This window comes from Shewanella sp. 10N.286.48.B5 (assembly GCF_002874355.2).
GTDB lineage: Bacteria > Pseudomonadota > Gammaproteobacteria > Enterobacterales > Shewanellaceae > Shewanella.
Map to the genome: position 1 here is coordinate 737,651 of NZ_MCVG02000001.1, position 21,488 is coordinate 759,138.

Genomic DNA, 21,488 nt, shown 5'->3' on the forward strand with positions numbered 1-21,488 from the left:
TGTGATAATACAGGAGCTGTTATGTCAGATTTATCCGAACTAAAATGTGAGGCTTGCCAAATAGATGCCCCAAAAGTAACCGAGCAAGAGCTGGTTGAATTTAGTCAAATGGTACCCCAGTGGACCGTTGAAAACCGTGATGGTATTAATCAATTAGAGCGAGTTTTTAAGTTTAAAAACTTCAAACTGGCGATGGAATTCACCAATAAACTCGCTGATGTTGCTGAAGCTGATTTTCACCATCCGGGGATCTTAACTGAATGGGGCAAAGTGACAGTGACTTGGTGGTCACATTCCATTAAAGGTCTTCATAAGAATGATTTCATTATGGCGGCGAAAACCGACCAGTTAATTAACTAAAATCTTAGTTAATTATATCAGCAGGTTACGTTAACGTAACCTGTTTTAGCACGTCCTCTGTTACAATTATGCTGTAAACAACACTTGCCACGCGCCCGATAACCTTTTAACGTATCGCTCACAAATTAAGAAGGGCACCCTGACATGGTCAGAATCGAGTCCTCGGATATTCCAGAAAACAATATAATAGGGAATAGTTGTTTATGCGTTTGGAAGTCAGTTGTTTAGATCGTATCGGCCTTGCGAAAGATATTCTAGAAGTGCTAGAAAACTATGGCATTAACTTAATTGCAATTGATGCCAGCAATAGAGGCTTTTTGTACCTACAGTTTGCCGAAATTGGCTTTGAAACCTTAAGTGAATTAATGCCTTTAATTCGCAAAGTAGAAAGCGTCCATGATGTTCGTACCGTATCGTTTATGCCCTCCGAGCAAGAACATTACGCGCTCAAAACCTTATTACAAACCCTGCCAGACTCCGTTTTTTCAATTAATGCTAAAGGCCGTATTCGTATTGTTAATGAATCCGCATTATTAACCCTTAATATGCAAGAGCATGAAGTGATTGATGAATCGCTTAATCATTGGGTGCAAGGATTTAACTTTTCTCGCTGGTTAACTGAAGCCCCTGTATTAGCGCAAGCCACTCGGGTGCAAATTGGTAATAATGAATATTTAGCCGAAATGCTGCCTATCTATTTACCTGATGAAAACAATGCCAGTATTTTAGCGGGCGCGGTGGTGTCGCTAAAATCACCAGCCCGTGTCGGTAAGCAATTTAATGCGCTGCAAAATCAAACCACAGGCTTTGATAATGTGTTGGCCGTTAGCGATAAAATGAAAGATGTGCTTAAACAAGCCAAACGTATGGCCCAACTGGATGCACCGTTATTAATAACTGGTGAAACGGGTACTGGTAAAGAGTTGATGGCCAAAGCGAGCCATGATGCCAGTATGCGCCGAGAGCACGCCTTTATTGCTATTAACTGCGCTGCATTACCAGATAGCGTGGCAGAAGAAGAATTGTTTGGCTTTGTGTCAAATGGCCAAGTGGTAAAACGTGGCTTATTTGAAGAGGCGAAAGGTGGCACTGTTTTCTTAGATGAAATTGCCGAAATGTCAAAAGCTGCTCAAGTAAAACTATTGCGTTTACTACAAGATGGCACTTTTAGACGCATTGGCGGCGATGAAGAAGTGCGCGCTGATGTACGTATAATTTGTTCTACCCAAAAGAACTTGGCAGAACTGTGCCAATCAGGTGAATTCAGAGAAGATCTTTATTATCGCATTCATGTACTTAGTTATCACATGCCGTCGCTCCGTGAACGTAAAGTGGATGTTATTCCGCTCACTGAAATGTTTTTAGAGCATTACAGCCAGCAGTTATCGAGTCCATTACGACGTATTTCAGCATCATGTCGGGACTACTTGTTCACCTATGCCTGGCCAGGTAATGTGCGTCAGCTTAAAAACGCTATTTTTAGAGCGGTATCGATGTGGGATGGCTCGGCAGAACTAACCGTTGAGCAACTTAAGTTACCTTCTTATGCTGAAGGCTTTGGCTACTTTGATGAAGAGTTTGAAGGCAGCTTAGATCAAGCCATGAAAGAATATGAGGCAAGCTTATTAAGGCGCTTATATCCAGCTTATCCAAGTACCCGTCAATTAGCTAAAAAGCTGGGGGTTTCTCATACCGCTATTGCTAACAAGCTGCGCGACTACAAAATATCTAAAAAACGTTAATTAATCGTAGCGGTTATTTTTAGTGTAACGATTTCATGCCATCAAAATGTCAGTAAGCCACTGGCATTTTGAGGTTTACCAGCCTGAGATCCGCATTCTGATACTGGGATCTCATTCTGTATTGAAACCTTTACAATTTAACTCTCAAGCAAACAAAGTGTGATTTATCTCACGCTATATTAATTCGGTTAAGCTTAGGGTATTTGTATCGTTAACAACGCTATTTTAGTTGTTATTACTCAGCATAGGCGCTTTACAGGTAGCATATTTGATTTAATCGAATTGCCAAGCCAGTTAGCACGTCTTGTAATCACATTGTCTTGAGTAGTAGCAACATTATTTGTACCCATCTAGGAGTCAAAATGAAACTTGCAAGTTATAACAACGGTCGCCGTGATGGCCAACTGATGTTGGTCAGTAAAGATTTAACCAAAGCCGTTGCCGTACCTGCTATTGCGCATACTATGCAGCAATTATTAGATGCTTGGGATTTATTAAACCCGCAATTACAAGAATTATATGAAGCATTAAATGCCGGTATGATGGACAACGTCGTTGATTTTGATGAAGCTAAATGTTTATCGCCATTGCCTCGTGCATATCAATGGGCTGATGGCAGTGCATACGTCAACCACGTTGAATTGGTTCGTAAAGCGCGCGGCGCAGAAATGCCAGCAACGTTTTGGACTGATCCATTAGTATATCAAGGTGGCTCAGATTGCTTTATCGCGCCAAAAGCCGATATTGAAATGGCCAGTGAAGAGTACGGTATTGATTTCGAGTCAGAAATCGCAGTGGTCACTGACGACGTTAAAATGGGCGTAGATGCAGATAACGCTGCCCAGCACATCAAATTATTGATGCTAGTGAATGACGTATCGTTACGTAATCTTATACCTGGGGAGTTAGCGAAAGGGTTTGGCTTTTTCCAATCAAAGCCTTCAAGTGCGTTTTCGCCAGTGGCGATTACCCCTGATGAATTAGGTGACAGATGGCAAGATAGCAAAGTGCACTTACCATTGGTAACTCATTTAAATGGTGATTTATTTGGTCGTCCTAATGCGGGCGTAGATATGACGTTTAACTTTAGTCAATTGGTCGCTCATGTTGCTAAGACCCGTCCATTGGCAGCGGGAGCTGTGATTGGTTCTGGTACTATTTCAAATTATGATCGCAGTGCCGGTTCTAGCTGTTTAGCTGAAAAACGCATGCTAGAAATCATTGCAGACGGTAAAGCTTCAACGCCATTTATGCGTTTTGGCGATACAGTAAGAATTGAAATGTTTGATGATCAAGATAACTCAATCTTTGGTTCTATCGATCAAAAAGTGGTTGAATACAAAGCTTAAATAAGTGTTTGCTGTGATAAAAAGCAATAGCGTCTAACGTTATTGCTTTTTTTATATCATCAATGCTAACTCAGTTAATTTGATAAGGATATACTATGAAATTATATGGTTATTGGCGCTCCAGTGCGGCATATCGGGTGCGTATCGCGCTTAATCTTAAGCAGCTGGATGCAGAGCAAATTTCAGTGCATTTAGTCAAAAATGGCGGTGAGCAGCATAGTGATATGTTTGCCCAATTGAACCCACAGCATTTGGTTCCGGCATTGGTTGATGAAGATGACCATGGAGAGTTTAATTTAACCCAGTCATTGGCAATTATTGAGTATTTAGAAGAGCAATATCCGCAATATAGTTTATTGCCACAAGGCGCTAAAAATAGAGCCGTAGTGCGTGCCATGGCGCAATTGATCGCTTGTGAAGTTCACCCACTGGACAACTTACGGGTATTACAGTATCTCGTTAAAGACATGGGCGTATCTGAAGAAGACAAAATGAACTGGTATCATCATTGGATCCATTTAGGTTTTGCGGCGCTAGAAAAGCAATTAGCTGTTCACTCTGGTAAATTTAGTTTTGGCGACAGTCCAAGCTTGGCAGATATTTGTCTTATCCCTCAGGTTTACAATGCCTATCGCTTCAACGTAGATTTATCTGCATACCCTAATATTGTGCGGATTTGGCACACATGTCAGGCTCACCCAGCCTTTGCTGCAGCTGCGCCTGAGCAGCAAGATGATGCCAGTTAACCCAGCATTTTATAGATAAGCTCGAGTAAAATATGGACTATGAAGCTCAGTTAAAAAATTGGATTGTAGCAGACAAGATGCGCATTAGTGCCTTGCAGCAAGTTGCAGCGCTTTTTACTGAGCTTAATATTACAGATTGGTACATTGCTGCAGGGTTTGTGCGTAATTTAGTGTGGGATAAACAGCATCAAATAGCGCCCAGTGCGTTAACTGATATTGATGTGATTTATTATTGCAGCAAACAAACCTGTGCCTATCGTGATAAGTTAATCGAAAAAGCATTATCTGAGCGGATAAAACTGCCTTGGTCGGTGAAAAACCAAGCCAGAATGCATAAAAGGAATCATCACCCAGCCTATACATCAACCCTTGATGCGATGTGTTATTGGCCTGAGCAACAAACAGCGGTAGCGGTAAAACTGGATAATGATGGCAAGTTAGTGCTAAAGGCATTATTTGGTTATGAAAACCTATTTAGCCTATCGGTGAGCTATAACCCCAATGCCGATAAACATGTGTTTATGGAGCGTGTTGCCAGTAAACCTTGGTTTAAGCAATATCCTAAGCTTTCACTTGAGCTCTAACCCCCCCGTAACCCCTTGTCATTTATCACTAGTCAATTAGCTCTTGCGTTTAAGTTATAGCCTTTAGCTGCACCTTTTATGTCATTTTTATGTCATTTTTTTATGTCAGCTTTAACACTTGTGAATGTTTTGCAGTGGCATTTTCATGGAAAATATCATCAAGATAACCTGCAAGCTCTGTTTCTTTAAGCTCAGGTGGAATGATGACCTCATGGATGCGCGATCTAAGCCCGGTGCCTGAATCACGAAACAGTAGCCATTGGGGCTGATCACTTTGTCTATCTTGGCGCTTAATTGACAAGGACTTACCAAACACATCAAATTTTATAAATTTTTCATTCATCATCTTGTCCTCTTGGCGGTGGTTTAGCTAATCGGCATAGAGTTAAATATTTTGAAATAAAAACTCTATGGTAAAGGTTAGCACCACTTGATTGATGCGCACTTCATCATCTTCTTTAGTCCAAGTATATTCAGGCGTGATGGCAAAAAACAACCAATCTCGGACAAAGTTTTGTCGGTAAGTTAAGCCAATTTTTGCACTATCAATATATTTATAGGGCTGGTCGACGCCGTGTATGTGGGCTTGATAACTAATGGCTTGTTTATCACTGATATATTGATATAACTGCAGACCTGAGCCTAGCTCCCAACCATTATCGTTAGTTTCATATTGGAACGCAGCACTCCAGCGCAATAAAAAATCATCGTTAAAAGAGTGTTCAATATCGAATTCAGTAGACTCACCAGTGAGATTTTTCTCTTGATACAGCTTTTGGGTGATGCGGCTGATGGTATTTTCTGAAATAGAATAGGTATAGCGATAACGAGCTTCGATTTTAGGCTTAAAACTGAGCTTTATATTAAAACTACTTCTATTTCGAGCTAGCCAGTCATAGCGTAAGCTAAATTCCCTGTCGTTGTTATCGTCAGGGCTGCGTATAAATGAAAATGGATCATCTTCTCCAGTTGAATCAAAAATGAGTTTTAGCTTTTTAGTGACTCCAGGTAAATTTACCCGCGCATTGACGTTAGCATGATATTTAAAACCTTCTTTTTCATAATAGGAAAAATCATTATACCAACGGACAATCGTGCCAGCTCTGGCATCATCTTCAATGCGATCATCGACAAAGAAGCTGTCAAACCAAATGGCCGGTTGGCAGAATTTGGTGTTGAGATAATCAAAAGCCTTATCAATTTTCTCATCAGTTTGTGAACGGCTATAACAAGCTGATGGCTCGACTTCATCATCTGACTGGGTTTCATTCAAAGGTGATTTTTTGTCGGTGATGGTCTTTTCAGAGGTAGGCTCATTATCAAAGATAGCATTAGCGATGTCCTTGGGCTGTGATGCAGCTAAATCAGCTGCAATAAACAGCGTGAGGCTAAACAGTGATGTTATCCATATTTGTGTCATTGAAAGATAATTACAGCCTATAAACAAAGGTAAAGGTATTTTGTTCAAGGGTAGCACCTTTGTAACAACAATTGAGGGGGTTTATCTTTTAATCATTGGCAGCGGCGTTTATTTTATGAGTCTTTTTATAGACAGGCTTTAATAGGCAGAATTTTTATAGGATTGATTAACAAGCAATACCGCTATTAAATGTTACAAAAAGGTAAATAGTTATTGCTTAGTTAATATCAGGCTCATGCTTTGCTCATGAAAGTGCCTGGTTAAAAAATCAACGTTTTCATCAGTTAAACTGGCATTTTAAAAGCTTCTTAGTAGGCAAAGTTCAAGCTAAATGTGATCTAAGTCAATAAAGCGTTATACCTAGTTTGATGTAAATAGCTTTGTTGATCTGGATCAAGATTGTTAAAGGTTTTATCTGGCAGTGTAGCGGCAATTGTTAAAGGTGTTTATCGAAAGCGCTAATTATGTTGTACACATGGAGTTGTCATAATGAATAAAAAAATAGCCCTTAGTCTAGTTGCTGCCAGTTTATTATCTGCAGGTGTTTCTTCAGCTGCGGTTGCTCATCAAGCTGGTGATTTTATCTTTCGTGTTGGTGCGGTAGCGGTTGTGCCAAATGAGTCTAGTCCAGTTGTTGCTAATGTTGCAGAGTTTACAGTCGATGATAATACCCAAGTCGGCTTAAACTTTGGTTACATGCTAACTGATAATTGGGGTTTAGAATTATTGGCAGCAACTCCTTTTAGTCATGATGTTTCTCTTGGTGAGTTAGGTAAAATTGCTGAAACTAAGCATTTACCACCAACCTTAGTGGCGCAGTATTACTTTGGTAATGGCCAATCTAAATTACGTCCTTACATTGGTGTTGGTGTTAACTTTACTAACTTTTTTGATAACGAGTTTACCAATGACTTAGACGGCGCATTAACTGATTTAAGCATGAGTAACTCTTGGGGCTTAGCGGCACAAGTTGGGCTTGATTATCAATTTAATGATAACTGGTTAGTAAATGCATCGGTTTGGTACGCTGATATCTCAACGGATGTTAAATTCAATTTAGGTGAAGATGCTATTTCAGTTGAAACTGATATTGACCCATGGGTATACATGGTCAGCATTGGTTACACCTTCTAATATTTGAAAAATATTTAGAGCATAAAAAACAGGAGCTAGGCTCCTGTTTTTTATGTGGGTAAATAACTGAATAAGCTATTTTTTCTTTTTAGCCTTCCAATGGCGAGTATTATAAATAAACTCAGGTAAAAGTAAGGTTAACCAAGCCACTAAGCGCCAGCGTTTAGTGACATAGACTTTGCGCTTGCCTTTTTGCATCGCGCTGACAATTTGTTTAGCCACTTTTGGCAATGGCGGCAACCACAGTTTACTTTTCTGCATTGCAGCTTTATCCAATAGGCCTAGCTGAATATCGGTAATAGTGATTGGTAACTTTAATCGCTGCGCATGCATGCTTAAGCCTTCAAGGTAATTTTCTGCAAAGGCTTTTGATGCATGATAAGCCACACTTGGGCCACCACGTAAACCGGCAATAGAGTTGATTGCAGCAATTTGACCATAGCCTTGCTCGCGCATTAATCGAAAGGTGGTATTACAAATTGCGGCAAAACCACGCACATTGACGTCAATGATATCTTGTTCGATTTCCCAAGGCAGTGCTTCACTGTAGGCATTAAGTCCAGTATTCACTAACACTAAATGCGCGCCTTCAAGGCTTAACCATACTTTTTCAAGCTGGCTGATAATGGCTGTTGGATTTTCAATATCTAACGGTAGCACATCAACTTTTGTCGGTAAGCTTGCGGCAAACTCGGCCATGGCATCGGGATCTTGTACAAATAGCACTAGAGAAACTTTCTGCTCGGCTAATTGACGGGCGATTTCTTTACTAAGGTGTGAGCTAGCGCCCACTATTATTGCGTTTGCTGTAGTCATGTGCTTTTAGACGACGAAATGATGGCCTATGATAAAAACAACTGCGAGGGATAACAAGCAAGAATATTATTCAATATGAGACGTATAGACTTCTAGAAGTCTTAATGTATTATAAGGACAGGATATATGAACATCATTAAAGCATTTATCAGCAAAGCATGTATTTCTTTAATGCTGCTAGGCGGATTATTCGGCTGCAGCTCTGTAGATCATTTAGTGTCTATAAGTGGTGATGTGAGTTATCGCGAGCGCATGGCATTGCCAGACAACGCAATACTCACCGTGCAAGTGAAGGATGTGTCTTTGCAAGATACCAAAGCGATTGTTATCGCTGAAAAAGTGTACCAACAAGTGAGCGCGCCGCAAGCATTTGAGTTTCAAATAGCTGCAGACCAATTTATTGTTGGTCATAGTTACTCAATTGGGGCGCGAATAGAAGTAAATGGCAAGCTGTGGTTTATCAATACGCAAGCGTATAGCATTGATGTCAATGAGACACAGCCCATAAATGTGATTGTTAATAAAGTTGGTGGTTAGGCTTATCATGCCTATGCACCGATTTATTTTGTATTAAAAAGGTGCTCCTATGCCGGTTAGAATTCCAGATGATTTACCTGCAGCTGAAATCTTAGAGTCTGAAAATATCTTTGTGATGTCGGAAACTCGCGCTGCAAATCAAGATATTCGACCTATGCGGGTATTAATTCTAAATTTAATGCCCAATAAAATTGAAACCGAAACCCAGCTATTGCGCTTATTAGGTAATACCCCGCTGCAAGTGGATGTTGACCTATTGCGTATTCATGACAAAGCATCTAAGCATACTTCTGTCGATCATATGAATGCTTTTTATCGGGATTTTGAAGCGGTTAAAACGAACAATTATGATGGGTTAATTATTACCGGTGCGCCACTTGGGCAGCTGGATTTTGAAGATGTGGTGTATTGGGATCACATTAAACAAATTATTGATTGGTCTCAAGAACATGTCACTTCAGTATTGTTTCTATGCTGGGCGGCGCATGCAGGTTTGTTTCATTTATATGGTATTAATCGCAGTTTACTTGAGCAAAAGCGTTCGGGGGTGTTTAACCATAGTCGTACCAACGAGCCGCATCCATTACTACGCGGTTTTGATGATGAGTTTTTTGCGCCGCATTCACGTTATGCTGAAGTGAATATTAACGATTTACACCAACATTCTGATGTTGAAGTGCTAGCTGAATCTGCTGAAGCTGGGGCCTATATTGTGCTTAGCCGCAATAATCGTAACCTGTTTGTGATGGGGCATCCTGAGTATCAAAAACCTACTTTAAATGATGAATATCAGCGAGATGTTGGCTTAGGTATCAACCCTAATATACCGAGCAACTACTATCGTGATAATGATCCAAGCCAAGAGCCCATTGCTCGCTGGCACAGTCATGGCAGTTTGTTAGTGAGCAACTGGCTTAACTACTATGTTTACCAGCTTACGCCTTATGATTTATCAGATATGAGCGCAAGAACGCCGTGGGAATTGAAAAGCTAATCACAGATTGATTAAGGTGTTTAAACAAAATATGGCGTAAATTCGGCCAAACATCATGCTACAAGTATTAATAAAAAGGGCGATATCGTTTTCGATATCGCCCTTTTTTATGGCAAATCCCCTCAAAAACACCTTGATAATTTAACGCTGGCTATGACTTTTTTAGTGGGATTTATTACATTTTAGCTATTTTAAATCAGGGCTTTACGCTTGATGTAAATCTTCAGTGACACTCATAAAATATTCACTATTGATAATCACATTCAAACCACTTGCTTTACGTTAGCGTAAACGTCAGAGTGTAACTATTATTTTATAGTTGAACTAGATCACATTTTTGCTGATTTTGTCCGCTTACTTACCAGCAGTTTAGACCGGAGAAGTTATGAGTACAGACCAATCACCCCAAGATATTGTCATTGTTGCAGCTAAACGCACCCCAATGGGGGGCTTTCAAGGCGCACTATCAGCCGTACCAGCGCCAACCTTAGCGGCCAATGCAATTAAAGGCTTAGTCAATCAAACTCAAATCAATACTGATTTAATTGATGAAGTGTTTATGGGTTGTGTATTACCGGCAGGCTTAGGTCAAGCGCCAGCAAGACAAGCGACATTGGGCGCTGACCTACCTTTGAGTGTTGGCGCAACAACCGTGAATAAGGTTTGTGGTTCTGGCATGAAAACCGTGATGTTAGCTCATGATGCAATTAAGTCTGGCAGCAGCGAAGTGGTTATTGCTGGTGGTATGGAAAGTATGAGTCAAGCGCCATATTTACTTGATAAAGCGCGCGGCGGTATGCGTATGGGGCATGGCAAAGTGTTAGACCATATGTTTCTTGATGGATTAGAAGATGCCTACACTGGCGGCGCTATGGGCACATTCGCGCAAAAAACTGCAGATGATTTCGGCCTCACCCGAGAGCAAATGGATAACTTTGCCTTAAGCTCACTTGAAAAAGCCAATAAAGCGATTGATTCAGGTGCATTTAAAGCTGAAATTGTGCCAATTACCATTGCTAATCGCCGTGGTGATGTGACCGTTGATACCGATGAACAACCGGGCAATGCCCGCCCTGAAAAAATCCCGACATTACGTCCAGCATTTACTAAAGACGGCACCATTACCGCGGCCAACTCAAGCTCGATTTCTGATGGCGCCGCAGCAGTAATGCTAATGACCCGAGAAAAGGCAGCGTCATTAGGCTTGGAAGTGATGGCCACGATTAAAGGCCATAGCACTCACTCACAAGAGCCATCAATGTTTACCACAGCGCCAGTGGGCGCGATGAACAAATTATTCGACAAGGTTAACTGGGCAAAAACAGATGTTGATTTATTTGAAATCAACGAAGCCTTTGCCATGGTGACCATGTTAGCAATCCAAGAGCTACAACTTGATGCCAATAAAGTGAACATCTATGGCGGAGCGTGTGCATTAGGTCATCCAATTGGTTGTTCTGGCGCCCGTGTATTAGTGACCCTCATCCATGCGCTACAAGCTAAAGGTTTGGCTAAAGGCACCGCTAAAGGTGTGGCGTCATTATGTATTGGCGGCGGCGAAGCAACTGCTATGGCGATTGAAGTTTAACCTCGTTGTAATTGATTAAGATTTAACAAGACTCGTTGTTAATTGCGTCACTTTTGATGTTGGCGTTATTAACAACAAATAAGCACCAGTAAAGGCTATGGCAAATAATCATCATAGAGTGATGCTAACAATAACAGCTTGGTTGGTGCTTATTATTACTCAAGAGCTTTGGGGCTCAACAATAATCTGTAACAGGATTTAGGAAGCAAGATGACCATACAAGTTAAACATTATATTGCCGGTGAATTCACCGAAGGTACAGGTAGTCAAAACATTGATGTTACTAACCCAGCTAACAACAGCGTTATTGCCAATATTAACGCTGCTACGGTTGCAGAAGTTAATCAAGCCATAGACAGTGCAAAACAAGCATTCACTACGTGGAAAGAAGTACCTGTGTCAGAGCGTGCTCGCGTAATGCTCCGTTATCAACACCTTTTAAAAGAGCATCACGATGAAATCGCCACTATTCTGGCCCAAGAAACCGGTAAAACCTTTGAAGATGCAAAAGGTGATGTTTGGCGTGGTATTGAAGTGGCAGAGCATGCTTGTAATATCGCCTCAATGTTAATGGGCGAAACCGTTGAGAATGTGGCGCGTAATATTGATACTTATAGCTACACCCAGCCATTAGGGGTGTGTGCGGGTATTACCCCGTTTAACTTCCCGGCGATGATCCCGTTATGGATGTTCCCGTTAGCGATTGCTTGCGGTAATACCTTTATTTTAAAGCCTTCAGAACAAGATCCAATGACGCCGCAGCGTTTAGTTGAATTGTTTGTTGAAGCGGGCGCGCCCAAAGGCGTGCTGCAGCTTATTCATGGTGATAAAACCGCGGTGGATATTTTGTTGGCAGATCCTGACATTAAAGCGATTTCATTTGTTGGTTCTGTGGCTGTAGGGCAATACATTTACAAAACGGGTACTGATAACTTAAAGCGTGTTCAAGCCTTTGCTGGCGCGAAAAACCACTGCGTGATCATGCCTGATGCTAATAAGCAGCAAGTGATCAATAACATGGTTGGCGCATCAGTTGGCGCTGCTGGTCAACGTTGTATGGCGATTTCAGTGGCAGTATTTGTTGGCGCTGCTAAAGAGTGGATCCCAGAGCTTAAAGAAGCACTAGCAAAAGTACGCCCAGGTTTATGGAATGATGACAATGCCGCCTATGGCCCAGTTATTAGCCCCGCTGCCAAAGAGCGTGTACTTAAGCTTATTGCCCAAGGTAAAGCTGAAGGCGCGGACTGTTTACTCGATGGTAGCGACTTTACGGTTGAGGGCTATGAGTCAGGTAACTGGATTGGTCCAACCATGTTCGACAAAGTCACTACCGATATGAGCATTTATAAAGAAGAGATCTTCGGTCCTGTTTTGTGCTGCATGGAAGCTGACAACCTTGATGACGCCATTGAGTTAGTCAATAACAGTCCATATGGTAACGGCACTTCAATTTTTACCGCATCCGGCGGCGCAGCGCGTAAGTATCAACACCACATCGAAGTGGGCCAAGTGGGCATTAACGTGCCAATTCCTGTGCCATTACCATTCTTCTCATTTACCGGTTGGAAAGGCAGTTTCTATGGCGATCAGCACGCTTACGGTAAACAAGCGGTGCGTTTTTACACTGAAACTAAAACCATCACTTCACGATGGTTTGATGACGAAGTGGTGAGTGGCCCGAATATGAGCATCAATCTTAAGTAAATGTACTGGTCTTCTGATGGGAGAAGACCAGTTAATTATTCAGACAAGCAAACCACAAGACTCACTTAATGATCACTGTGCGTGTAACCAAATAGCGTGTAACTAAAATGCGGTTAGCTATAAGCATTTAGTAAAAATCAGTTTGCAAAAGTCACTCAGTTTTTGCAAACACGCTCACATAAAAGCACAGGATTGTTTAGCCATAAAATGACCTAAAGAGTCATAGTAAAAGGATTAACACCATGGACTTTAATTTAACCGAAGACCAACGCCAATTCGCAGAATTAGCCCGTCAATTTGCCGCAGATGAGCTGGCACCCTTTGCCGCAAAATGGGATGAAGAGCATCACTTTCCAAAGGATGTAATTCACAAGGCTGGCGAGCTAGGTTTTTGCTCTTTGTATTCGCCTGAGTCAGAAGGTGGAATGGGGCTAAGCCGATTAGATTCGTCGATTATTTTTGAAGAGTTATCACAAGGCTGCACAGCAACTACCGCCATGTTGACTATTCATAATATGGCCACATGGATGGTCACCACTTGGGGTAGTGAAACATTGCGCCAGCAGTGGTCTGAAGGTCTAACCACAGGTCGATTACTCGCATCATATTGCCTAACAGAGCCGGGTGCAGGCAGTGACGCTGCATCACTTGCGACTAAAGCGGTTCGTGATGGTGATGATTACATCATTAATGGCTCAAAAGTGTTTATTTCTGGTGCGGGTGAAACTGAGCTATTAGTAGTGATGTGCCGTACAGGCGAAGCGGGCGCAAAAGGTATTTCAGCTATAGCTATTCCAGCAGATACTGCTGGTGTAAGCTATGGTAAAGCCGAAGACAAAATGGGCTGGAATGCCCAGCCAACACGTTCAATAACCTTTGAAAATGTCCGCGTGCCAGTGGCTAATTTACTCGGTGAAGAAGGCCAAGGTTTCACTTTTGCCATGAAGGGCCTCGATGGCGGTCGTATTAATATCGCCACTTGTTCTATCGGTACAGCGCAAGCTGCGCTGACCCGTGCCACAGAATACATGAATGAACGTAAGCAGTTTGGTAAGCCCATTGCGGCATTTCAAGGATTACAGTTTAAGTTAGCTGATATGGCGACAGAGTTAGTCGCTGCAAGGCAGTTAGTGCGCTTAGCTGCTTTCAAATTAGATTCAAAAGATCCAGAAGCCACAGCTTACTGCGCAATGGCAAAACGATTTGCTACCGACATTGGTTTTCAAGTGTGTGATAACGCCCTGCAACTTCACGGCGGTTATGGCTATATTCGTGAGTACCCATTAGAGCGTCATTTTAGAGATGTGCGGGTACATCAAATTCTTGAAGGCACTAATGAAATCATGCGCTTAATTATTGCTCGTCGTTTGCTAGATGAAAATGCGCACGCTATTTTGTAACAGTTACTAGCCAAGCGCTTTATGTTGGCTAATGAAATTAGCCAACATGGGTATTTACCCTAGTCGCAATGATAGCTTGGATTACCGGAAAATAAGCCTTAATAAGCTGTAAAACAATATACTGAATTGGAATAATAGCTAATGACTCAAGATGTAATATTTCAAACTCTAGGGACCCTGTCTGGTAAATCAATTGGGGTGGTAACCCTTAATATTGAAAAGGCCTTAAATGCCTTGAATTTAGACATGGTCAATGCCATGACCAAGCAGCTGCTTGCTTGGCAGCAAAATGATGATATTGCTTTTGTTGTGCTTGATGGCGCAGGGGATAAAGCCTTTTGCGCTGGCGGTGATGTCAGGGCGATTTACCATGCATCGATTGCTAATCCTAATACCATGACTGCAGAAGCATGCGATTTTTTCACCCAAGAGTATCAATTAGATTATTTACTACATCAGTTTGGTAAACCAGTGCTGGTGTGGGGCGATGGCATTGTTATGGGCGGCGGTTTAGGGCTAATGGCGGGTGGCAGTCACCGAGTGGTGACAGAGCGAAGCCGCATTGCCATGCCTGAAATATCCATAGGTTTGTACCCTGATGTAGGCGGCAGTTATTTCTTAAATCGTATGCCGGGTAAATTAGGCTTATTTTTAGGCTTAACCGCTTATAACATGAACGCCGCCGATGCTTTGCATGTTGGACTGGGCAATCACTTTTTAGCAAGCGATGATAAACAGCCGTTATTTGATGCCCTTGCTGATGTCAGTTGGAGCGATGATGCTGAGTTAAATCATCAGCAGCTAAGTATGGTGTTAAATACCCAGCAACAAAATACCACAGCTAAAATAGGCCAAAGCCCACTTGAGCAATTTCAAACTGAGATTGATCAATTAATGTTGGGTGAAATTGAAGAGGTGCATCATCAACTCACCAGTTTAGACACTGAATTAGATTGGCTTAAACGGGCTCAAAAAACGGCTTTAAAAGGTAGCCCATTAAGTTGGTTTTTAATTTTTGCTCAAGCCAACTTAGGTACGAATAAAACATTAGCAGAGTGCTTTAAGTGGGAGCTAGGTATTAGCGTCAATTGCTGCTCCTATGGCGATTTTTGTGAAGGGGTAAGGGCATTACTCATTGATAAAGATCGCAATCCACAATGGCGATTTAGTCATGCAAGTGAAGTGACCGCAGAAGCAGTGACCCAATTGCTGACATCACCTTGGCAAGCCGATGACCATCCGTTAAAAGGCATCTAAGTAAAAGGCATCTAAGTAAAAGGCATCTAAGTAAAAGGCATCTAGCTAAAAGACATCTAAAAGGAACTTATCATGGCAACAGTAGCATTTATTGGTTTAGGTAATATGGGCGGCCCAATGGCAGCCAATTTAATTAAAGCAGGCATGACAGTCACGGTATTTGATTTAGTACCAGCGGCGGTTGAGGCATTAACTAAACAGGGCGCGTTAAGCGCAAAAACCGCTTGCGGCGCAGCGGCAGCAGCAGATTATATCATTACCATGTTGCCTGCAGGTAAGCATGTACACAGTTTATATATTGGCGATGATGACAACAAAGGCTTACTGGATGTGGTCGCTAAAGATGCCATATTAATTGATTGCTCCACCATAGATGCAGGCACGGCGCAAACGGTTGGGGCACAAGCTGCAGCCAAAGGCATTGAGTTTATGGATGCGCCAGTGTCAGGCGGCACAGCGGGCGCAGCCGCTGGCACACTAACATTCATTTGTGGTGGCAGTGATAACGCCTATGATAAAGCGCAAACAGTATTAACGGTTATGGGGGCTAATATTTTTCATGCAGGCGCGGCAGGCGCAGGCCAAATTGCCAAAATCTGTAATAATATGCTGTTATCAGTATTAATGGTCGGCACCAGTGAATCTTTGCAGCTAGGTATTGATAATGGTTTAGACCCTAAAGTGTTATCTGATATCATGAAAGTCAGTAGCGGCGGCAACTGGACCCTCGAAAAATACAACCCGTGCCCTGATGTAATGGACAATGTGCCTTCTTCAAATGATTATCAGGGCGGCTTTATGGTTGATTTGATGGTGAAAGATTTAGGCTTGTCACAGCAAGCATCGCTGGCATCGAATTCCAGCACTCCTATGGGGGCATTGGCGCGCAGTTTATATGTTAACCATGCCCGTCAAGGCAATGGTCGCCGTGATTTTTCAAGTATTTTTGAACAGTTTGCTAAAGCAGATGAAGATAAATAACAGCTGCTTGAAGGCTGGTTGAGCCATTCAACCGCGCCGGAATGTGAGTATGCAAAACACTAAATAAATAGAGAAAGGATCCAGTTAATGGAAATTAAAGATAAAGTTGTTGTCATTACTGGCGGTGCAGGTGGGTTAGGTCTGGCTATGGCGCAAGAGTTTGCCGCCCAAGGCGCAAGATTAGCACTTATCGATGTTGATCAAGAAAAGCTAGAACGTGCTTGTGCTGATTTAGGTGCAAGTACTGAAGTGCAAGGCTATGCGTTAGATATCACCGATGAAGAAGATGTGGTGGCGGGGTTTAATTTCATCCGTGAAGATTTTGGTCAGGTTAATATTCTTATCAACAACGCTGGGATCTTGCGTGATGGCTTAATGGTTAAGGCAAAAGATGGCAAGGTTACTGACCGTATGTCATATGAGCAATTCCAGTCAGTTATCAATGTCAACTTAACCGGTACTTTCCTGTGTGGCCGTGAAGCTGCGGCTGTGATGATTGAAACCGCGCAGCCTGGGGTGATTATTAATATCTCAAGTGTCGCTAAAGCAGGCAACATGGGTCAGTCTAACTACTCAGCTTCTAAAGCGGGTGTGGCTGCCATGAGCGTAGGTTGGGCGAAAGAACTAGCCCGTTATAATATCCGTAGCGCAGCGGTAGCACCTGGTGTGATTGCCACTGAAATGACCGCAGCAATGAAACCAGAAGCCCTAGAGCGAATGGAGAAAATGGTGCCAGTTGGGCGTTTAGGTCAAGCTGAAGAAATCGCATCAACGGTTAAATTTATCGTTGAGAATGATTACGTTAATGGCCGTGTGTTTGAAATTGATGGCGGTATTCGCCTTTAAGTCGCATTAGCGATAACAATATTAGTCGCAGTAGCGATAATAATATTGGCTCATTAATAGTATTAATCCCTGCCGGTTTTCTGGTAGGGATTTTTTGTTTTTGAACCGCAAGTATGCGCACACAAGATTATAAGCGTTTATTTATATTGGTTAATTTAGGTGGCGGGTTACAGCTTAGGCGAGCACAAAAGCAAAGAGATAAGTTTTTCTGGGTTTCTAAAAATGTTACCCTGTGGTTATATTTTTTGCCTTAGTTTATTTCAATCGAAATAAAGCTGCATCTCGGCAGTGCTCAATGACAGTAAGGATAGTTGTGAATATTGTACGCTTAGAAAGTTTGATGAAAAAAGTCATGTTAGTGGTGGGCATTATTGGGGTTATCGTCATGTATGGCGGCTTTTTGTATTTCTTTTTTAGTGGCGTACCAACAGCAGCATTACCTTGGTTTTTATTAATTTGCCCATGGGTTTGTATTTACTTTGGCCTAACGAAAACACAGCAAATTGCCAGTCTTAGTTGGCTTAAAAACAAATTTACCTTTACCAATAAATAACTCCTCGCGTTATAACCGCAACAGGTAGATAGCTTATTTTATTGGCGGCAATGGGTATTTAGCCCTAATGGCAGTTTTTTGTTACTGGCGTTTGTGGTTATCATTTACCTAGCTGCGAACACCCTGTTATCCGAAAATGAACCACCACTTAAATAGAAATTGTGCTGACATTGCGATAGGATTCAAAGCAATGAATAAGAGAAAGACAGCAAATAAGGTATTTTTTATGTCAAGTTTCCCCATTGGCACCCCAGGCAAACCTTGGAATGCACAAGAAAAGGCCCAGTGGCTTGCCCAAGTAACCATTAAACGTAGCTATCAACAAGAAGTGCTAACAAAATTAGCGCCTTTAGCCTCACGCTTTGAACAAGTGCAGTATGGTGCTCTAGCTTATGATGCCGACAAATATCCGCTATTTGCATTTAAATCTAAACATTGGGATAGCAGCAAAAAAACTATCTTAGTAACTGGCGGTGTTCATGGTTATGAAACCAGTGGCGTACATGGCGCGATTCAGTTTTTAGCGACTCAGGCTGAGCATTACAGCCAATACTTTAATATTGCGGTAGCGCCGTGTGTGAGCCCATGGGGTTATGAAACAATTAATCGCTGGAACCCATACGCAGTGGACCCAAACCGTTCTTTTTATGCTGACAGCCCAGCCAATGAATCGGCAGATTTAATGGCATTTGTAGCTAGCCTTGGTGACGTTTATGCCCATATTGATTTGCATGAAACCACAGATACTGACGAGCTAGAATTTCGCCCCGCATTATCAGATCGTGATGGCAAAGACTATGAAAAAGGCGTTATTCCAGATGGTTTTTATTTGGTTGGTGACTCAGAAAATCCAACTCCTGACTTTCAACAGGCGATTATTGAGTCGGTAGCCAAAGTAACCCATATTGCCCCAGATGATAATGGTCAGTTAATTGGTGTTGATATTGAGCAGTTTGGGGTCATTAACTACCCAACTAAAAAGCTTGGCTTATGTGCGGGGATGACAAACAATCACTATAATACCACCACTGAAGTGTATCCTGATAGCCCATTGGTCAATAACCAAGAATGTAATGATGCCCAAGTGGCAGCAATTACTGGTGGTTTGGATTATATTTTAACCCAGTTAAACTTAATCTAAGTCAGTGATTTATATCTAAGCCTCGAACGAAACTTCGAGGCTTTTTGTTGATTTGGCATTACAGTTAGCGTCATTGCCCTTACTACTCAAGCGAAAAGAAATGATTATTAGCCAAGAAGATATGCGCACAGCATTAAATGAATTAGATTGCCGTACCAATTTCACCATTAGTAATGTTACCGAATACATGCTGCCTAAGCTTAAAGAGCCGGTGTATTTACATATTGACAGCAACACTCCGGTACTCATTATTCGCCCGGCTTTTGAAGTGTTCTCTGGTGAGTTAGCCACATTAGACGGGGTACATGCACAATATGACTATCACCATAATGCGCAGATGACCCGTTTCCCGACTCGTCGCCATAAAAGCTTAAAAGAAAGCCACTATGGTTTAGCTTTTAAGTTTGAAACGGCTGAATCAGTTAAGTTGTTTATTACAAGATTAATCGAAATTGTGAAAGGCTAACGTTAGCTCAGTTTAGATTACATCTTGAGTTAATCATGAGTATAGCTACTGCAACAATCTGACAAATAGGCAAAAATAAATCAATCAATATTCTGGCTGTAAAGCTTGAGTCGAATAATGTATAATCGCGACAATTTTTCGTCCAAAAACTAATGGAATCTCCTACGTGATATACAGCAACAACATCACCATGCAGTTCGGCAGCAAGCCGTTATTTGAAAATATCTCTGTCAAATTCGGTGGCGGTAATCGCTACGGTCTAATTGGTGCAAACGGTTGTGGTAAGTCAACCTTCATGAAGATCCTTACTGGCGATCTTGAGCCAACAAGCGGTAATGTATCAATCGATCCTGGTGAACGTTTTGGTAAATTGAATCAAGATCAATTTGCTTATGAAGAGTTCTCAGTGGTTGATACCGTTATCATGGGCCACAAAGAGTTGTGGGAAGTGAAGCAAGAGCGTGACCGCATTTATTCACTCGCAGAAATGAGTGAAGAAGACGGCATTAAAGTCGCTGAGCTTGAAATGGAATTTGCTGAGATGGACGGTTATACCGCTGAATCTCGTGCTGGTGATTTATTAATGGGCGTAGGTATTGGTGTAGACCAGCACTTTGGCCTAATGAGTGAAATCGCACCAGGTTTTAAACTGCGTGTACTTTTGGCTCAAGCCTTGTTCTCTGATCCAGATATTTTGCTACTTGACGAACCAACCAACAACTTGGACATCGACACCATTCGCTGGTTACAAGAAATGCTTAACCAACGTAACAGTACCATGGTGATTATTTCCCATGACCGTTACTTCTTGAACTCAGTTTGTACCCATATGGCTGACATCGATTACGGTGAACTACGTGTTTACCCAGGTAACTACGATGAATACATGATGGCAGCCCAGCAAGCTCGTGAGCGTTTACAATCTGACAATGCTAAGAAAAAAGCCCAAATTGCTGAGCTACAAGGTTTCGTAGCACGATTCTCTGCTAACGCTTCAAAAGCTAAGCAAGCAACATCTCGTGCTAAGCAAATTGACAAGATTAAGCTTGAGGATATCAAGGCTTCAAGCCGTGTGAATCCGTTCATTCGTTTTGAGCAAGAAAAGAAATTATTCCGTAATGCTTTAGTGGTTGAGCAATTAGCGAAAGGCTTTGATAAGCCATTATTCAGCAAACTTGACCTGATGGTTGAAGTTGGCGAGCGTGTTGCTATCTTAGGTGATAACGGTGTGGGTAAAACCACCTTATTACGTACTTTAGTGCATGACATCCCGCAAGATGCAGGTACGGTTCAATGGTCTGAAAACAGTAACATTGGTTATTACGCGCAGGATCATGAAGCTGATTTTGCTAATGATATGACCTTATTTGACTGGATGAGCCAATGGCGTAAACCTGAAGATGACGACCAATCAGTACGTGGCATCTTAGGCCGCATGTTATTTGGCTCAGACGACATTAAAAAATCAGTTAAAGTGTTATCTGGTGGTGAAAAGGGTCGTATGTACTTTGGTAAGCTCATCATGCAAAAGCCAAATATCTTATTACTTGATGAACCAACTAACCACATGGACATGGAATCAATCGAGTCATTAAACAATGCATTAGAATTGTATGAAGGTACATTAATGTTTGTGTCTCATGACCGTGCATTTGTATCGTCACTAGCAACACGCATCATTGAAATTACTGCTGATGGCATCAATGACTTTAAAGGTACTTATGATGAGTTCCTTGCCAGTAAAGGCGTTGAAGGATAATTAATTAAAGTTTTTTACATTAAGCCGAAAACCTGTAAAGCAATTTACAGGTTTTTTTTTGCCTAAAAAAGATAATTATAAATTTTAGAATTTTAGAATACATATTTTAGA

The 21,488-nt window shown here is 41.8% G+C and carries 21 protein-coding genes; 18 read left to right on the plus strand and 3 right to left on the minus strand.

The features are described from left to right. Positions 1 to 21 precede the first annotated feature (21 nt). The 5 genes from BCU57_RS03185 to BCU57_RS03205 all read left to right on the plus strand — a co-directional run bounded on the left by BCU57_RS03185 (position 22) and on the right by BCU57_RS03205 (position 4,781). On the plus strand, positions 22 to 360 hold the full coding sequence (locus tag BCU57_RS03185; RefSeq protein WP_102437739.1) for a 4a-hydroxytetrahydrobiopterin dehydratase: 339 nt from the start codon (positions 22 to 24) through the stop codon (positions 358 to 360). A gap of 203 nt (positions 361 to 563) precedes the next feature. Further along, entirely contained in the window at positions 564 to 2,102 is a 1,539-nt protein-coding gene (gene tyrR, locus BCU57_RS03190) for a transcriptional regulator TyrR (protein WP_102437737.1), read from the plus strand. Positions 2,103 to 2,464: 362 nt separating this feature from the next. After that, positions 2,465 to 3,451, plus strand: a complete 987-nt coding sequence (locus BCU57_RS03195; RefSeq protein WP_102437735.1) for a fumarylacetoacetate hydrolase family protein — start codon at positions 2,465 to 2,467, stop codon at positions 3,449 to 3,451. A gap of 95 nt (positions 3,452 to 3,546) precedes the next feature. Further along, positions 3,547 to 4,197: a maleylacetoacetate isomerase gene (gene maiA, locus BCU57_RS03200; protein WP_102437733.1), complete on the plus strand. Its 651-nt coding sequence runs from the start codon at positions 3,547 to 3,549 to the stop codon at positions 4,195 to 4,197. Between the two features lie 32 nt (positions 4,198 to 4,229). Continuing rightward, positions 4,230 to 4,781 (plus strand): nucleotidyltransferase family protein, encoded by a 552-nt coding sequence (locus tag BCU57_RS03205; RefSeq protein ID WP_102437731.1) that lies wholly within the window; start codon positions 4,230 to 4,232, stop codon positions 4,779 to 4,781. A 100-nt stretch (positions 4,782 to 4,881) separates the two neighbouring features. On the opposite strand, the gene BCU57_RS03210 is transcribed toward BCU57_RS03205, so the two are convergent. Continuing rightward, positions 4,882 to 5,127: a hypothetical protein gene (locus BCU57_RS03210; protein ID WP_241903501.1), complete on the minus strand. Its 246-nt coding sequence runs from the start codon at positions 5,125 to 5,127 to the stop codon at positions 4,882 to 4,884. A gap of 39 nt (positions 5,128 to 5,166) precedes the next feature. Next, positions 5,167 to 6,249, minus strand: coding sequence for a hypothetical protein (locus BCU57_RS03215; protein WP_241903500.1), 1,083 nt, complete (start codon positions 6,247 to 6,249; stop codon positions 5,167 to 5,169). A gap of 441 nt (positions 6,250 to 6,690) precedes the next feature. Between BCU57_RS03215 and ompW the strand changes: the two genes are divergently transcribed. Next, positions 6,691 to 7,335 (plus strand): outer membrane protein OmpW, encoded by a 645-nt coding sequence (ompW, locus tag BCU57_RS03220; protein WP_102437727.1) that lies wholly within the window; start codon positions 6,691 to 6,693, stop codon positions 7,333 to 7,335. 75 nt (positions 7,336 to 7,410) lie between these two features. Here the strand turns inward: ompW and BCU57_RS03225 are convergent, their stop codons facing one another. Beyond that, positions 7,411 to 8,151 carry an SDR family NAD(P)-dependent oxidoreductase gene (locus BCU57_RS03225; protein WP_102437725.1) on the minus strand — a complete coding sequence of 247 codons (741 nt, stop codon included), beginning with the start codon at positions 8,149 to 8,151 and terminating at the stop codon, positions 7,411 to 7,413. 126 nt (positions 8,152 to 8,277) lie between these two features. Here BCU57_RS03225 and BCU57_RS03230 point away from each other — a divergent pair, with 126 nt between their 5' ends. The 12 genes from BCU57_RS03230 to BCU57_RS03285 all read left to right on the plus strand — a co-directional run bounded on the left by BCU57_RS03230 (position 8,278) and on the right by BCU57_RS03285 (position 21,377). Further along, positions 8,278 to 8,688, plus strand: a complete 411-nt coding sequence (locus tag BCU57_RS03230) for a YbaY family lipoprotein (RefSeq protein ID WP_102437723.1) — start codon at positions 8,278 to 8,280, stop codon at positions 8,686 to 8,688. 49 nt (positions 8,689 to 8,737) lie between these two features. Continuing rightward, the gene (gene metA, locus BCU57_RS03235; protein WP_102437721.1) at positions 8,738 to 9,682 is read left to right on the plus strand and encodes a homoserine O-acetyltransferase MetA; all 945 of its coding nucleotides are present in this window, start codon (positions 8,738 to 8,740) and stop codon (positions 9,680 to 9,682) included. A gap of 385 nt (positions 9,683 to 10,067) precedes the next feature. Further along, positions 10,068 to 11,270, plus strand: coding sequence for a thiolase family protein (locus BCU57_RS03240; RefSeq protein WP_102437719.1), 1,203 nt, complete (start codon positions 10,068 to 10,070; stop codon positions 11,268 to 11,270). 210 nt (positions 11,271 to 11,480) lie between these two features. Then, a complete protein-coding gene (locus BCU57_RS03245; RefSeq protein WP_102437717.1) occupies positions 11,481 to 12,974 on the plus strand; it encodes a CoA-acylating methylmalonate-semialdehyde dehydrogenase in 1,494 nt (497 codons plus the stop codon). A gap of 242 nt (positions 12,975 to 13,216) precedes the next feature. Then, on the plus strand, positions 13,217 to 14,374 hold the full coding sequence (locus BCU57_RS03250) for an acyl-CoA dehydrogenase family protein (protein ID WP_102437715.1): 1,158 nt from the start codon (positions 13,217 to 13,219) through the stop codon (positions 14,372 to 14,374). A 141-nt stretch (positions 14,375 to 14,515) separates the two neighbouring features. Continuing rightward, positions 14,516 to 15,631, plus strand: coding sequence for an enoyl-CoA hydratase/isomerase family protein (locus tag BCU57_RS03255; RefSeq protein ID WP_102437713.1), 1,116 nt, complete (start codon positions 14,516 to 14,518; stop codon positions 15,629 to 15,631). A 72-nt stretch (positions 15,632 to 15,703) separates the two neighbouring features. Then, the gene (mmsB, locus tag BCU57_RS03260) at positions 15,704 to 16,612 is read left to right on the plus strand and encodes a 3-hydroxyisobutyrate dehydrogenase (RefSeq protein ID WP_102437711.1); all 909 of its coding nucleotides are present in this window, start codon (positions 15,704 to 15,706) and stop codon (positions 16,610 to 16,612) included. Between the two features lie 87 nt (positions 16,613 to 16,699). After that, positions 16,700 to 17,458 carry an SDR family oxidoreductase gene (locus BCU57_RS03265; RefSeq protein WP_076539852.1) on the plus strand — a complete coding sequence of 253 codons (759 nt, stop codon included), beginning with the start codon at positions 16,700 to 16,702 and terminating at the stop codon, positions 17,456 to 17,458. A gap of 352 nt (positions 17,459 to 17,810) precedes the next feature. Beyond that, positions 17,811 to 18,011 carry a hypothetical protein gene (locus tag BCU57_RS03270; RefSeq protein ID WP_102437762.1) on the plus strand — a complete coding sequence of 67 codons (201 nt, stop codon included), beginning with the start codon at positions 17,811 to 17,813 and terminating at the stop codon, positions 18,009 to 18,011. A 190-nt stretch (positions 18,012 to 18,201) separates the two neighbouring features. Next, a complete protein-coding gene (locus BCU57_RS03275) occupies positions 18,202 to 19,152 on the plus strand; it encodes a M14 family metallocarboxypeptidase (RefSeq protein ID WP_241903499.1) in 951 nt (316 codons plus the stop codon). Between the two features lie 121 nt (positions 19,153 to 19,273). Continuing rightward, entirely contained in the window at positions 19,274 to 19,618 is a 345-nt protein-coding gene (locus tag BCU57_RS03280) for a hypothetical protein (protein WP_102437760.1), read from the plus strand. A 166-nt stretch (positions 19,619 to 19,784) separates the two neighbouring features. Next, the gene (locus BCU57_RS03285) at positions 19,785 to 21,377 is read left to right on the plus strand and encodes an ABC-F family ATPase (RefSeq protein ID WP_102437707.1); all 1,593 of its coding nucleotides are present in this window, start codon (positions 19,785 to 19,787) and stop codon (positions 21,375 to 21,377) included. The last annotated feature ends 111 nt before the right edge of the window (positions 21,378 to 21,488 follow it).